The organism is Sulfurospirillum sp. SCADC (assembly GCF_000743525.1).
Taxonomy (GTDB): domain Bacteria; phylum Campylobacterota; class Campylobacteria; order Campylobacterales; family Sulfurospirillaceae; genus Sulfurospirillum.
Genome location: NZ_JQGK01000011.1, coordinates 51035 through 66041, shown reverse-complemented (window position 1 = coordinate 66041; position 15007 = coordinate 51035). Strand labels below are relative to the sequence as shown.

Sequence of the window (15007 nt, the reverse complement as noted above, 5' to 3'; positions counted from 1 at the left end):
CTTCTCTCCATCAATTAAACGGTACCTTTTTCATACATGGAACGCATTTTATTTTTTTCAATTCTATTTTTTTCTCTTAAAGCAATTTTCGCTTTATATTTTTCAACGCTAAAACCAATAAGCGTTAAAAAAGGTGCGGAGATAAAAATAGAGCTGTACGTTCCAATAATCACACCTAATAACATCGTAAAACTAAATCCATGAATAATCTCGCCACCAAAAATATAGAGGGTCAAAACAACAAAGAAAACCAATAAAGAGGTAATCGTTGTACGCGAAAGTGTTTTGGATACACAAATATTGATAATGTCAGAGAAATTTGTGTTTTTTGTCTCTTCAAGTTCTTCACGAATACGATCAAAAATAATAATCGTGTCGTTCAGAGAGTAACCAATCAGGGTTAAAACAGCGGCTAAAACATCCAGACTAAATTCAATATCAAATAAAATAATAGCGCCTAACGTAATGGTAATATCATGTAACAATGTAATAATAGAAGCAATAGCAAACTTCCATTCAAAACGAACAGCAACATAGATCAAAATACCAATCATCGCTAAAATAGCGGATATTATTCCTTTGGATCGCAGTTCACCGCCGATTTTTGGCCCAACAATATCGACTTTTCGAATATCAAAAGCACCCGTATCTTTTAAAAGTGTACGGATATGATCTCCAATATCTTGTGCGACACTGTCACTTACCGTTGAAAAACGAATCACAATCTCTTCAGGGGAACCAAATTCTGTAATCAAGGCTCCTGCAAATAATTTATCTTTTGCAAGATCTTCTCTAATTTTATCCAGAGGAGCTTGTTGCTCATACTTGATTTGAACAACGGTTCCTCCGACAAAATCAACACCGTAATTAAACCCTTTGGTAAAGACAAGGATTAAAGAGATAAACGCTAAAAAAAGCGTGGTCATAACAAAAACACGACCATACTTCATGAAATTATAGATAATACCTTTTGAAAAAAATTCCATTAGTGACCTCTCTTTTTCATACCAAACCAAAAACGAATACTATGGTTTTTCTCAATATAAGACATCAATAGCTCATACATTCCGTGTGTTCCTAAAATGGCTGTCAGCATTGAAATCAAGTTACCAATCAGCATACTAATGGCAAATCCTTTAATCGGTCCGGTACCATAGACATAAAGGATAATAGAAGAAACGGCCAAAGTTAAGTTACCATCGACAATGGCGCTCATCGCATTTTCATACCCTTTTTCAACCGCTTGTCTTACCGCGATACCTTGTCGTAAAAGTTCACGAATACGCTCATTGATAATAACGTTTGCATCCACCGCCATACCCAGACTTAAAACAATACCTGCCATACCAGGAAGCGTTAAAGTCGCTCCAAAAAGTGCCATAATGGCGACTAAAAGAATTAGGTTAACAAACAGTGCAAAGCTCGCAAAAACACCTGCCATGTGGTAGTAAAGTATTAAAAAACCAACAATCAGAATAAATCCAGCGATCAAAGCAATGGTGCTTGCTTGAATACTATCGGCACCTAAAGAGGGTCCAACACTTCGTTTTTCAAGCAGTGTAACAGGCGCTAAAAGAGCTCCACTGCGAAGGGCAATCGCCACATCATGTGCCTCTTTAACGCTAAAGCCACCGCTGATTTGTCCACTTCCGCCACCAATGCGTTCGCGAATCACAGGATCGGAATAGACTTTGTTATCTAAGACAATCGCCAAGCGATTGCCAATGTTATTGGCGGTAAAATCACCAAAGATTTTTGCACCCTCAGAGTTAAGGGTAAAGTTAATCACAGGCTGATGTGTCTCGCTAAAAGCAACTTTTGCATCGCTGAGCATACTGCCATCAAGCACAGGAATCTCTTTTAAAATATGGCGCACCTGTTCACTTCTCGCATCGGATAAAATCACATCGCCATACTGTGCCGCTTCTGTTGGGCTCATCGTATTGACACGATCTTTTCGTTTCTCATCCACTGCCATCAGCTGTAAGTGTGCCGCTTTTGCGATCAATTCACGGGCACGTTGTTCATCTTCCGCTGTTTTAATACCAGGCAGTTCGACAACAATTTTATCACTGCCTTGTCGTGCAACATTGGGTTCAGCCAAACCAAATTGATCCAAACGGTTACGAATGGTCTCAACCGCTTGTGAAATAGCATATTCACGAATCAGTTCTTTTTCTTTATCATTTAAAGAGAGCGTGTAGCGAAGGGATTCTTTTGAGACTTGCAAACCGCTAATGGTTTTCAGCATCTCATCGAGTTTTTTCTCTTCATCTTTATCCAGAAGTGCTAAAGAGAGCACCTCTTCATCAATTTTAAAATCGTCGATAATAATATCTTCACTTTGCGCGAAGAATTTGATACTTGAAGCAATAGATTTAACTTTGGATTTGATAGCTTCTTCGGTTTGTACACCTAAGACCATATGAAGACCGCCTTGAAGATCAAGACCTAAGGCAATTTTAGCCCCTTTTTCACTTTGCAAGAAAGTAGGCATTGAAAAGCCTACTCCAAAAATAATGGCAATGAGAAAAATGACTAAACGGTAATTAAATTTACCTTTAGGCATCGATTTTCTTTGCGATATAGTCTCTTGAAACCTTCACAATGACGCCTTCATCATTAAGCTTAACTTTGATAGAATCTTCTTCAGGTTTCACGACTTCACACATCAAACCTCCACTGGTAATGACTTTGTCGCCTTTTTTGAGTGCATCAAGCATTTCTTTGTGCTTTTTTACCTGTTTTTGTTGGGGTCTAATCACAAGAAAATAAAAAATCGCGAAAAGAACAACGAGTGGGAGTAAAGAAGAGAGTAAACTTGCAGAACCTTGCATGGAAATCCTTTATGAAAAAAAATTTAGAGATATATTTTACCCGCATTTACATAATAAAAGCCTTTGTTATAGCCCTCTTGCTTTCTGCCTTTATCTACCTCGATTATTTTGAACTAACATTGCTCATACTTAACTCCCTCCTAGCCTTTGTGGGTTTTTACCTCCTCTTGGGCGAAAATCGTGTGGTATGGTTTTGGAGTGGTCTGTTCATTGGGCTTTTGTGGTTTTACTGGATTAGTTTTAGTTTTGTCTATTATGACTTGAGTTTTCTCATTCCATTCATCATTTTCGGTGTGGCTTTCGTTTATGGTGTTCTTTTTTGGCTGATTGGACGCTTTGGAAGCACTATTTATCTCCAAGCGCCATTGCTATTTGGAGTGAGCTTTATCGATCCTTTTGGCTTTAATTGGTTAAAGCTTGAAGTGGTCTTCATTGATACCTATTTTTCAACCACACACCTTGCATTTGGACTCTTTTTAAGCGGAATTACCCTTTTAAAAGCCCTTCCAAAGAGGTTCAAACTCCTCTCGCTTATCCCACTTTTAGGCGCTTTGTACCACACAACACCTGCGGTCATTCTTCCCAAAATTGATAGTGTTATCCCTTCGATGCACATTCCTCAATCCCAGCGTTGGGATGCGAAGTACCAACAAGAGGCAATTGATCTAAATTTCACGTTGATTGAGCAAGCCATTGCACAACACAAAGAGCTGATTATTTTCCCAGAGAGTGCTTTTCCGCTCTACCTAAACCGTGCACCTCGTTTGATTGAAGCGCTCAAAGCGTATTCTCAAAAGATTACCATTGTAACAGGGTCGTTAACGTATGAAGAGGATCAAGGATTTTTTAACTCATCGTATCTTTTTCAAAAGGGAGAGATGCAGATTGCCCATAAAATTATTCTGGTTCCGTTTGGTGAAGAGATCCCTTTCCCCAGTTTTATGGTTGAGCTCATCAATAAGCTCTTTTTTGATGGAGCCAAAGATTATCAAAAAGCAAAAGAGCCGCAAGATTTTGTGATCAATGGGATCTCTTTTCGAAGTGCCATTTGCTATGAAGGAACCAATCCTACACTCTTTAAAGGCAATCCAAAACAGATGATTGTTATCAGCAATAATGCGTGGTTTAGCCCATCCATTGAGCAAACATTGCAATATCTACTCTTGCGGTTGTATGCGAAAAAATATCAAACGGTGATTTATCACAGTGCCAATAGCGGAAAAAGCGGTATTATAACACCTTAAAGGCACTCAAAGAGTGCCTTTAAACGCTTTACATGTAAGCTATTTTTTGAGGGCTTTAAAGAGTTCTAAACTGTCCAATTTTTCCCACGGATAATCACTCTGTCCGACTTGCCCACGCGCTGCAACATCGGCATACAAGAAGGTTTCACTGCTTGGTTTATCCAACCCAAATTTATTCGTAATCCAACGAGGAGTCAAACTAAAGGTTTCAAGCACAAAGCTAGAGAGCTCATCATCGCTGATGCTGGTATAGGTTCCTGACGTGTCAACGGCAATAGAGACCGGTTTGGCAACGCCAATCGCGTAAGAGAGTTGAACGGAGCATTTTTTAGCCAATCCCGCAGCTACGATATGTTTGGCAATCCAACGCGCCGCATACAATCCACTACGATCCACTTTGGTGTAATCTTTACTCGATTGCGCACCACCGCCAATAGGGGAATAACCACCAAAACTATCCACAATCAGTTTACGACCCGTGAGTCCTGAATCATGCAATGAACTGTGGTTGACATAACGACCCGTTGGGTTGATGTGAATGATCGTATCGTTTGGATCGTACAGTTCAGGAGGCAGCCCTGTATCGTCAATGAGTCCTTTAATGAGGGTTCTGACTTCTTCGATAGACATATGTTCATTCGAAGGTGCAGAGACAACAATCGTATGGATTTTTTGAGGTTTACACTCTTCAAAATTTTGTTTCGTACCATAATCGACGGTGACTTGCGTTTTAATATCCACACCCAATTTATGGTTATGGGTTAGAGCATAGCTGTAGACTTTATCGCACAGCATTCGAGCGTATGTAATCGCAGAAGGCATAAAATCAGCGGTCTCAGAAGAGGCAAAACCAAACATAATGCCTTGATCGCCTGCGCCAATTTCACCACTCTCTTGGTCAACACCTTGGTTAATGTCGCTGCTTTGTTGGTTGAGAAGCACTTGGACTTTAACATCATCGGGATGCAAACATTGCTCTTTGGTAAAAGCAGATTTGCCATCGTAACCGATTTTAGCGAGTGCGTCTTTGACGATTTGTTCATAATCTGAAAAAGAGAGAATACTTTTGGTATTGACCTCGCCACCAATGATGACATGCTTTCCAGCTACAAAAACTTCACTCGCAACGCGTGAGTTTTTATCGGCAATGATGAGTGCATCGACAATGCTATCAGCAATGATGTCGGCACATTTATCAGGATGCCCTGGACTGACGACTTCTGAAGTAAAAAGGTAGTGTTGTGTGTGTTCCATTTTTGTTTTCCATTTCTTTGTTTTCCCGTCTCCAAACATCTACCATTAACGCATAGTGTCTAAAAACTTGTTTTCCATCCTTTTGTTTTCCATTTACGGTTTCAAGAAGAGACGAAACATAAAGTAAAATTAAAAGTTTGAACCAAGGCTCCGATGAGCCCACCGCTTGTGATGAAAGTATCATACCCTCTTTATTCTAAAAAAATCTTTGATTATTGCATTAAAATCTTTTACATGTAAAAACAAAAGGCGAACCATTACCACGGTTTTGTGGTGCAGTTTTCCAAAGCATTTTCTAACATACCTAAAAATTGCTCGCGTTCTATCACGCGTGCACCTAAGGATTGAAGATGATCGGTTGGAAGCTGACAGTCGATAAAATCACCTCCCAAACTTTTCAGTTTCTCACACAATCCTACTAACGCAGTCTTTGAAGCATCACTCTTGGTTGAGAACATTGATTCACCACAAAAGACGCCACCAAGGTAAAGCCCATAAAGTCCTCCGACTAATTTTCCCTCAAAAAATGTCTCTACCGAATGTGCAAACCCTTTTACATGTAAAGCACAAAAGGCTTCAATCAAATTTTCACTGATCCAGCTTTTTTGCCCTTTCGCGATCCTCGTTTCCAAACATCGGCGCATCACCTCTTCAAAGCAGGTGTCATAGCGTATCTCAAAATGTTTCATACTCTTGGCTAAACTTTTGGAGATTTTGATGTCGGAAGGAAAGAGAATGAGTCTAGGATTGGGCGACCACCACAGAATCGGATCGCCTTCATTAAACCACGGGAAGATGCCTCGAACGTAAGCGCGAAGGAGACGTTCTGGTTTGAGATCGCCGCCCCATGCTAAAAGCCCCTCATCGCTCGCCTCCCTAGGATCGGGGAAGGTGTAATCGCGTGCGTGCAACTGAGGGATCAGTATCTTAGTTGGCACCGCTGTAACTAAAGACCAATTTTTTAGACTTATAATCAATCTTGCACACGCCACCATTTTTAAGTTTTCCAAAGAGAACCTCTTCAGAAAGAGGTGTTTTAATCTGCTCTTGAATCACACGACGCATGACGCGTGCTCCCATCTCTTTGCTATAGCCTTCGCTTGCAAGGTATTTTTTAGCCGCCATTGTGGCTTCGATTGTCACCTGTTTATCGTTAAGCTGTTCGGTGAGTTCACCTAAAAGCTTCTCCACCACATTGATCATCACGGACTCACTAAGTGGCGCAAAATGAATCACCTCATCCAAGCGATTTCTAAATTCTGGTGAGAAGAAGTCCTTGATCGCATGATCGGTTCGACTACTTTCACTTTTCGTAAAGCCCATCGTCGGCGCTTCTTTGGTACCAAGATTGGAGGTCATGATGATAATGACATTGCGAAAATCGATCTTGGTTCCGTTATTATCGGTCAACGTCGCACTATCAAAAATCTGAAGCAAAATGTTCAGCATATCCGGATGCGCTTTTTCGATCTCATCGAGCAACAACACGGTATACGGATGTTTTTTGATCGCTTCGCTGAGCTGTCCACCCTCATCATACCCCACATAACCAGGAGGAGCACCAATGAGACGACTGACCGTATGTTTCTCCATGTATTCGCTCATATCGTAGCGCTCAAAATGCACACCCAGCTCAAATGCGAGTTGTTTTGCCACTTCCGTTTTACCCACACCCGTAGGGCCTGCAAACAAGAAAGAGCCAATCGGAGAGGTAGGATGTCCAAGCCCCGCACGTGAGCGTTTAATTGCTTTGGTCAGTGCTTCAATCGCAGCGTCTTGTCCAAAGATTTTAGACTTAAGATGCGCTTCTAAATGCTGCATCACTTCGCTCTCATCTTTGTTGACACTGCGGGTTGGGATATTGGCAATCTTCGCCAGAACCGCTTCGATGTCACTGAGTTCTACCACTTTTTTACGTTTTTTAGCCAAGTGAAACGAAGCGCCCACTTCATCGATCAGATCAATTGCAGAATCGGGTAAAAATTTATCGCTGATGTATTTTTTAGCCAGTTCCACGGAAGCGCGTATCACTTCTGTGGGGTACTTCACGCCATGGTGTTGCTCATAGCTTCCTTTAAGCCCTTTGATAATTAAAAAGGCGTCTTCAAGGCTTGGCTCTAACACATCAATCTTCGCAAAACGACGACTCAGCGCTTTGTCTTTATCGAAGAAATTACGAAACTCGCCATAGGTGGTAGCACCGATGCAGCGAATTTTCCCCGATGCAAGGGCTGGTTTAAGCAAATTGGAAAGGTCCATCGAACCCCCACTTGTGGCACCAGCACCCACGATAGTATGAATCTCATCGATAAATAAAATAGCCCCTTTTTTGGCTTCAAGTTCGTTCAAAATCTCTTTAAGACGTTTTTCAAAATCGCCTCGGTACTTCGTACCTGAGAGCAGTGCGCCCATATCGAGTGCATAAACGGGTGTCTCTTGCAAGATTTCAGGCACAGCCCCTTCGCTGATCTTCTCAGCTAATCCTTCGACAATGGCTGTTTTACCAACACCGGGTTCGCCCACAAGAAGAGGATTGTTCTTTTTTCTGCGACACAACACTTGCATGACGCGTTTGACTTCATCGGCACGTCCGATAAGCGGATCGATCTGTTTTTGTTTGGCTAGAACGATCAAATCGAGCGTGTATTTTGCTAACGCACTCTCTTTTTGCTCACCCAAAGTGTGCTCTTTATTTTGAGGGGCACTCAGCGCAGTCACCTCTTCAACAATCAGAAGTTTATCCACCCCTTGTTGCAGTAAAAGGGAAACACAAAAGGCATTGCTCTCATCCATCAGTGCGATTAAAAGGTCATATACACTCGCTTCAGCCTTTCCCGCACTCTTTACATGTAACATCATCGTTTCAATCACACGTGAAAGTGCTACCGTTTCTAAAGGCTCGTAGCTCTCTTCCGTGGGAACGACTTGAGGATTGGCGACAAAGTACTTCTCCATCGAGCGTTGCAAGAAGGTAATGCTAAGACCGCAATTGATGAGAAGTTCTGCCACATGCTCATTGCTCAAGAGAGCAAAAAAGAGATGATCAACGGTAATGTATTCGTAGCGATGTTTTCTGACAAATGCGATGGCATCGTTGAAAACGAAATTAAGTTCTTGGTTCACCATAATCTACTCCTCTTTACTTTAATACACATTTACCTTACGTAAGGTAGAAATTTTCATTCTGCTTCCATAATGGCGCGAAGGGGAAATTGCTCCTCTTTTGCCATTTTGCGTACATGCGCCACTTTGGTCTCAGCGATCTCATACACATACACCCCACAAAGCCCTTTGCCTTGTTCGTGGACGTTGAACATGATTTCGTTCGCCTTGTCAAAACTATGGTGGAAAATTTGCATCAACACTTTGATGACAAAATCCATACTACTATAATCGTCATTGAGCAGCAGAACTTTGTACATGCGTGGCTCTTTGAGCTCGATCGCATCCATCGTTTCGTTTTGAAAATTTCCATTAAAATGGTGCATTGACGCCGCCTCTATTGTTCTGTAAGTTTATCGATGTCTTTTTGGATAATATCCAAATCCACTTTACCGATGTAAAATTTATTCTCTGGATTTGCCCCATAAACATCCGTCACATTTTGATACTTTCCTGCTTTAAGGACCACTTTAAACGGTACTTGAAGGGTTCCTTTGTACTGAATATCTTGGATGATCGTCTCCACCAATTTTTTATTTTTCGGTGAATTGGTGATGAAATAGTACGCATTATACTTCGCCGCAAAATTCTCAACGACATACTCATCGCTAACCTCTTCAAAAAAGTTCAAACCAAGGAGCATCACCTCATCGCTGTTTTGAAGCTGAAAGTCCATCAAAGAGGGAGCCTCTTCTTGACATGGGACACAAAACGTGCCAAAGATGTCGATAAGAACGACTTTACTTTCATCATCTTCAATGACAAAACCACCATTTTTACGAAGCAAGGTCAACTTCGCACCTGAAACACTTTTCAGTTCTACTTTATCACCCTCTTTATAGGTCTCTTTCACCACAGGTACACTCGAAGTTTCTGAGCCGCATCCAAGGAATAAAAAAGAGGTTGTCATCATGATTAAACAGATCAATTTTTTCATAGTTCCCTCATATAACTTTTGCTTCATTCTACTTTATTTAGATAAATACTATGTAAACTACTCTTTGTAAGCGTAATTTTTGAGAGCTGTTTTAGCTTCTCTTTGAGCATCTTTTTCCTTAAGGCTCTCACGCTTATCGTGTTCATTTTTGCCACGCGCTAAGGCAATCTCCACTTTCGCCAGATTTTTACTGTTAAAGTAGATCGAAAGTGGTACGATGGTGAGTCCATCTTTCGCAACTTTCATATCCCATTTGCGCAACTGCTTTACATGTAAAAGCAATTTGCGAGGCGCTCTCTCATTGGGCGCATAGTTGAGATTCGCTGTTGAGAGATGCGAAATGTGCGCATTGAGCAAAAAGGCTTCCCCTTTAATAATCTTCACAAACGAATCTTTTAGATTCACCCTTCCTTGGCGAATCGCCTTCACTTCACTGCCTTGAAGCACAATGCCCGCTTCAATTTTTTCTAAAATTTCATAATCATGAAACGCTTTTTTATTACGTGCGACGGGTTCACCCATGTTTCACATCTGCCTTGTTTGATAATCTAAAAAAACTGCTTCCACTTCCGCTAAAAAACCATCCCTCTTTGGCATAAACACCAAGTTCGGGGTACGCTTTTAAGCATGCAGGGAAAAGATCGTTAAGCTCCTCTTTTTTAAAGCGAGCCAACAATTCAGAACTTTTGAGTGCAACCATTTCCAAAGCAACTGCTTGCTGGATGGATTGCAAGAAATATTCCCTATAGGTTTTATACACGAGCGCGGTATTGCACGCAAGGGGTGGTGTAAATACGTCGAGATTTAAAGAAGGCTCATCATAGTGTTCAACGCATTCGCCGATGCCACTTACATTGGCACTTGCATACCCTGAGGCAAAAAAAGGAACGTCTGCTCCCACTTCACTTCCAAGGTGCATCATCGATTCTGTATCTAGCCCCAGACCAGCATGCTCATTGAGCATTTTCAAAAACGTTGCACTGTCACTACTGCCCCCACCCAATCCCGAGCCGGTGGGGATATTTTTCTTTACATGTAACGCAAAATCACGCATCACCTGCTCAACCTCTTTGTCAAAACCATGGGATTTTAACACCATAAACGTACGGTACAGCGTGTTATGCTCTAATGCACAGTTAAAATCGCCCACCAATTCAAACGATTCTTTACTTTTTTTAGGCACAAACGTGAGCGTATCGTACACAGAAGGAACGAGCATAAAGCGTGAAAGCAATTCGTGGTAATGACCACGCTTGCCGACAATTTTGAGAAAGATATTGACCTTTGCATGTGCTTGATAGTCCATTATTTCAGCTTCTCACTCAAAGATAAGAGGGCAGTATGATTGCTATGTTTACTGGCTTCAATGTTCGTTTCTTTAATCGCTTTTTCAAGCTCTTCACGAAGGATCAGCATATTTTTAGGCGCATCAAAGCCTAGTTTGACCACACCTTTGGAAATTTCAACAATACGAATGGTAATATTTTCATTTAAAACGACACCTTCGCCGATTTTTCGTGTGAGTATTAACATGTTACGCCTTTAGCGATAATGAATTTAGGAGATATTCTACTCCATTTGCGCTGATTTCCACAACGCTGAGCATTTCATCGATTACGATTTGATAGATGCCCTCTTCTGGCTTTTGAAAATTCTCACGTACTAACTTTCGACCCAACAAAATATCTGAAACATCACCACGATACGCATTCACCGGCAAATCCAGATACGCCAAAGGGTTGAGCGCTTTTTCATTGTCATAGACAAAAGCACCCTCATTCAGGCGCTCCAGTGCACTGAGTGCACCAGAAAAGCCCAGTTTTTCGGCGATCAAAGCGCCGATACTGCGCACATATCCCCCCTCTGAAATCGTGATTTCAAAGGTTAAAAAAGGGTGAACGTAATGCACCAAGTGGCAGTCATAAATGGTACTCGTGATCGCTTTGAGTTCAAAGGCTTTATCAGCGCGTGCCAGATCATACGCACGCGCCCCATCGACTTTCTTGGCTGAATATTTAGGCGGCAAATACATTTTTTCACCCACCATACTTTGCAGCACAAAAGCAACAGAATCAGGATGAAATGCCATCATCTGCTCAATCTTTTCTACTTTTTCAATGTCCAGAGTCGGACTTGTTGCACCCATCCAAAGTGTGGCTCTGTACGTTTTTGGTGCTTTTTTCAAAAAACGGAACAATTTTGTAAACTGCCCAAATGCGATAATCAAAACACCCTGTGCAAACGGATCAAGCGTACCTGAAAATCCCGCTTTTTTGACGTTGTAACGTCTCTTAATTCGGCTTAAAAAATGGTTTGAAACCATGCAGGAAGGCTTGTACGCAACAAAAAGGCGGTTATCCACTAAATCTTCTCCACAAACGAGGCTAAAATATCGCGTTTGGTACCGCTAAAATTGATCTGCAATTTAAACTCACGCCCTACTTTGCTCACTTCCGTGATACGTCCAATGCCAAAGATTTTATGCTTGACCAGATCGCCTTTTTTAAACGAGGTCGTTTTTTCTAAAATCAAACTTCCCTCGCACACGCCTGCTTCTTTCAAGAAACGACTTTTGGTAAGCTCCGTTCTTCGCCCTTTGTAAAAACGACTGCCTGAGAAACTAAGGGTCAACTCTTTTTTAGCGCGCGTGATCGCCACATACCCAAGTCTGCGCTCTTCTTCAATGTCACTACCGTCCCCTATGAGAGGGAAAAAGCCCTCTTCCAAACCAATGACAAAGAGGTATTCAAACTCCAAACCTTTGCTCGCATGAATGCTCATAATGGAGATATTTTCACTATCGATCTGATCTTGATCGCTCTGCAACGCCAACTCATTTAAAAAATCGTCCACGCCCATTTGAGGGTTTTGTTTGACATAATCACGGAAAAGTCCGTAAAATTCATCAATGTTCGAGAGGCGATCCAACGAGTCAGGCTGATTGGTGTAATAAGCTTTGATCGCAAAGGCCTCTTCAATCGCATCAATCATATCGTAGGTTGAATTTTCTTGAATGCTCTGCATGTGTGCGATGTTTTGCACAAACTCTTTCAGCGCTAAGGAAGCCTTTTTGGTCGCCTCTTTTTCAATCGCCACTTCGTTACATGTAATGTACTCATAAATGGATTGGTGGTTCTCATAAGCAGATTTGATGATGCGCTCAATGGTGACTTTTCCAAGCCCACGTTTGGGACGATTGATAATACGTTTGATCGAAAAATCATCATGAGGATTGGCAATGACGCGCAAATAGCTGATAACGTCTTTAACCTCAGCACGCTCGTAAAACTTCACCCCACCGACCATATTGTAAGGAACTTTCTCTTTGTTAAGACCTTCTTCGAGTGAACGGCTAAGGGCATTAATGCGGTACAAAACAGCGATTTCATGAGGGTTAATACCACTTTCAATGAGCTTTCGAATCCGCTTTGCAATCGTATGCGCTTCTTGGTTCTCATCGTGTGAATCGATCACATCAATCACTTTACCATCACCCTTGGTACTCTCAAGCACTTTGCCAATACGTCCACGGTTATGTTCAATCAGATCATTCGCCGCTTTCAGAATTTGTGTGGTCGAGCGGTAGTTTTTCTCTAATTTAACGATTTTGACATTCTCAAACGATTCGTGAAATTCTAAAATATTTTTAATATTCGCCCCACGCCACCCGTAAATGCTCTGATCATCATCCCCCACAACGCAAAGATTATTGTGTGTGAAGCAGAGCTTGCGAAGCAGTTTGTATTGCAGTTCATTGGTATCTTGGTACTCATCGACCATGATGTACTGGTAGCGCTTACTCACCTCTTCGCACAACGCATCATCGCTCTCTAAGATTTTATATGGAAGCACCAAAAGGTCATCAAAATCAACCAAATTGTTGGATTGTAAGTAATCTTCGTACTGTTCGTAAAGTTTTGCAATCACTTGGTAGCTCTTTTGCTCCGCTTTTTCCCACGCCACTTTGGGATCGATCAAAGAAGTTTTATAACGTGAAATCTCACTGGAAATCATGCCCGTTGAAAGTTCCGTACTCGTGCTAAAACTTTTTAAGATGCGCTTTTTATCATCGGTATCGATGACCACAAAGCTGTTCTTTCGTCCTATTTTTTCAATGTGAAACTTTAAAAATAGCAGACCAAATTTATGAAACGTACACAAAAGCGGCGGATAACTGTGCTCTTCAATCATCGCCATCGCACGCTCTCTCATTTCGCTTGCGGCTTTGTTGGTAAAGGTAAGCGTTAAGGTGTTCGCAGGAGGAATCCCCAAAGAGAGCAGATACGCCAAGCGTGACGTAATCGTCTTGGTTTTACCACTGCCAGCACCTGCTAAGATAAGTACAGGACCATCGACGCATTTGACTGCATCTTGTTGTGATTCGTTTAACATCGTTAAATCTTGCATACGTTATCTACTTTTTTGTGATATAAATTAGACTTCTTGCATAACCTAACACANNTGTGTTAGGTTATGCAAGAAGTCTATTATATTTATTATAGCGAAAAAAGTTTAAGCAAAACTCTGTACATTTTTGCCACACACATTCCATCAGATCCATAGCGTACTGAGTGAAAAATATGAATTGAAAAGTACATTGTTTTTGCTATTATTTTTTGTTATAATCATTGCAAGTTATAAAAGAAAATTATAAGGATTATTCCATGCTTAAAGATTTCTCCAAAGTAGAAACCTTTTTAACCGTTGTGCGCGAAAAGAGCTTCTCCAAAGCCTCTAAAAAACTAGGCATTAGCCAACCTGCTGTCACGCAACAGATCAAACTCTTAGAAGAATACCTCGATATTCAAATTGTCGATCGTAAAAAAAATGGCATTAAACTCACGACCGCAGGTGAAGAGCTTTACAAAGTAGCCCTCAAGCTTGAAAAACACCTCTTAGCGGCTGAGCGTGAGATGCTTCGTTTGGTCAATAAAGAGGTTATTTTTGTCCTAGGTGCCTCGCCTGTTATTGGCAATTACATCTTGCCCGATTTTCTCAATGACATCCAAGAAGCGATTAAAAACAATGTGATGCTCAAAGTCGAGGATGCCGTAGATATTACGGAAAAACTCATCGATCGAAAAGTGGATTTGGCGCTGATTGAAGCACCTATCTTTCAAGAAGGGATTATTTACCGCGAATGGTTAGAAGATGAACTCGTCATCACAAGCCGCTCACCACTTCCAAAACTCGTTAAAAAAGAGGATCTCCTCTCTTACAACTGGATTTGCCGTGAAGAAGAGTCTAATACCCGTAAAATCATTCACGAAACGTTTGAAAAGATGGATATTGATTGCAAAAGTTTTAAGGTTAAGAGCATTGTTACCAGCTCAACCGCGGTCAAACACACGCTGATGAAAGCGAACATTGAAGAGACTCCCACTGTTTCGATTCTCTCAAAACATATTGTGGCGGATGAAGTCGAACAAGGTCTTTTGTTTACGACAAAAATGAAAGGGCTGAAGCTTACGCGTATGCTCTATCTATGCTACATCAAAGACCGCAAGCATGATGCGCTCATCGACAGCGTCATCAACTACATTATGAACAAACAAGACCTTAAAGCCTAACGA

At 41.3% G+C, this 15007-nt stretch carries 15 protein-coding genes; 2 read left to right on the top strand and 13 right to left on the bottom strand.

The window, feature by feature from the left end; genetic code table 11:
- Positions 1 to 14 precede the first annotated feature (14 nt).
- The 3 genes from secF to yajC are packed head-to-tail and all read right to left on the bottom strand — an operon-like array spanning position 15 to position 2837.
- Positions 15 to 986: a protein translocase subunit SecF gene (gene secF, locus JU57_RS08325; RefSeq protein WP_037959537.1), complete on the bottom strand. Its 972-nt coding sequence runs from the start codon at positions 984 to 986 to the stop codon at positions 15 to 17.
- A complete protein-coding gene (gene secD, locus JU57_RS08320; protein ID WP_037959534.1) occupies positions 986 to 2569 on the bottom strand; it encodes a protein translocase subunit SecD in 1584 nt (527 codons plus the stop codon). The genes secF and secD overlap by 1 nt, the downstream gene beginning before the upstream one ends.
- Positions 2562 to 2837 carry a preprotein translocase subunit YajC gene (yajC, locus tag JU57_RS08315; protein ID WP_037959532.1) on the bottom strand — a complete coding sequence of 92 codons (276 nt, stop codon included), beginning with the start codon at positions 2835 to 2837 and terminating at the stop codon, positions 2562 to 2564. The genes secD and yajC overlap by 8 nt, the downstream gene beginning before the upstream one ends.
- Positions 2838 to 2848: 11 nt before the next feature.
- On the opposite strand from yajC, the gene JU57_RS08310 reads away from it, so the two are divergent.
- Entirely contained in the window at positions 2849 to 4081 is a 1233-nt protein-coding gene (locus JU57_RS08310; RefSeq protein ID WP_037959530.1) for an apolipoprotein N-acyltransferase, read from the top strand.
- A 39-nt stretch (positions 4082 to 4120) separates the two neighbouring features.
- On the opposite strand, the gene metK is transcribed toward JU57_RS08310, so the two are convergent.
- From metK to JU57_RS08260, 10 genes are all read right to left on the bottom strand, one after another.
- Positions 4121 to 5335, bottom strand: coding sequence for a methionine adenosyltransferase (gene metK, locus JU57_RS08305; RefSeq protein WP_037959528.1), 1215 nt, complete (start codon positions 5333 to 5335; stop codon positions 4121 to 4123).
- A 257-nt stretch (positions 5336 to 5592) separates the two neighbouring features.
- Positions 5593 to 6273, bottom strand: coding sequence for a leucyl/phenylalanyl-tRNA--protein transferase (gene aat, locus JU57_RS08300; RefSeq protein WP_037959525.1), 681 nt, complete (start codon positions 6271 to 6273; stop codon positions 5593 to 5595).
- Positions 6263 to 8461 carry an ATP-dependent Clp protease ATP-binding subunit ClpA gene (gene clpA / locus JU57_RS08295; RefSeq protein ID WP_037959522.1) on the bottom strand — a complete coding sequence of 733 codons (2199 nt, stop codon included), beginning with the start codon at positions 8459 to 8461 and terminating at the stop codon, positions 6263 to 6265. The genes aat and clpA overlap by 11 nt, the downstream gene beginning before the upstream one ends.
- A gap of 53 nt (positions 8462 to 8514) precedes the next feature.
- Positions 8515 to 8823 (bottom strand): ATP-dependent Clp protease adaptor ClpS, encoded by a 309-nt coding sequence (locus JU57_RS08290; protein ID WP_051906729.1) that lies wholly within the window; start codon positions 8821 to 8823, stop codon positions 8515 to 8517.
- 11 nt (positions 8824 to 8834) lie between these two features.
- On the bottom strand, positions 8835 to 9434 hold the full coding sequence (locus tag JU57_RS08285; protein ID WP_037959519.1) for a thioredoxin: 600 nt from the start codon (positions 9432 to 9434) through the stop codon (positions 8835 to 8837).
- Between the two features lie 57 nt (positions 9435 to 9491).
- Positions 9492 to 9956: an SsrA-binding protein SmpB gene (smpB, locus tag JU57_RS08280; RefSeq protein ID WP_037959516.1), complete on the bottom strand. Its 465-nt coding sequence runs from the start codon at positions 9954 to 9956 to the stop codon at positions 9492 to 9494.
- On the bottom strand, positions 9949 to 10740 hold the full coding sequence (locus JU57_RS08275) for a 4-(cytidine 5'-diphospho)-2-C-methyl-D-erythritol kinase (protein ID WP_037959514.1): 792 nt from the start codon (positions 10738 to 10740) through the stop codon (positions 9949 to 9951). Before JU57_RS08275 ends, smpB begins: the two co-directional genes overlap by 8 nt.
- Positions 10740 to 10967, bottom strand: coding sequence for a carbon storage regulator CsrA (gene csrA, locus JU57_RS08270; RefSeq protein ID WP_037959511.1), 228 nt, complete (start codon positions 10965 to 10967; stop codon positions 10740 to 10742). The genes JU57_RS08275 and csrA overlap by 1 nt, the downstream gene beginning before the upstream one ends.
- Position 10968: 1 nt before the next feature.
- On the bottom strand, positions 10969 to 11796 hold the full coding sequence (gene truB / locus JU57_RS08265) for a tRNA pseudouridine(55) synthase TruB (protein ID WP_037959508.1): 828 nt from the start codon (positions 11794 to 11796) through the stop codon (positions 10969 to 10971).
- Positions 11796 to 13841 carry a UvrD-helicase domain-containing protein gene (locus tag JU57_RS08260; protein ID WP_037959505.1) on the bottom strand — a complete coding sequence of 682 codons (2046 nt, stop codon included), beginning with the start codon at positions 13839 to 13841 and terminating at the stop codon, positions 11796 to 11798. Before JU57_RS08260 ends, truB begins: the two co-directional genes overlap by 1 nt.
- 257 nt (positions 13842 to 14098) lie before the next feature.
- Between JU57_RS08260 and JU57_RS08255 the strand changes: the two genes are divergently transcribed.
- Positions 14099 to 15004 carry a LysR family transcriptional regulator gene (locus tag JU57_RS08255; RefSeq protein WP_037959503.1) on the top strand — a complete coding sequence of 302 codons (906 nt, stop codon included), beginning with the start codon at positions 14099 to 14101 and terminating at the stop codon, positions 15002 to 15004.
- Positions 15005 to 15007: the final 3 nt, after the last annotated feature.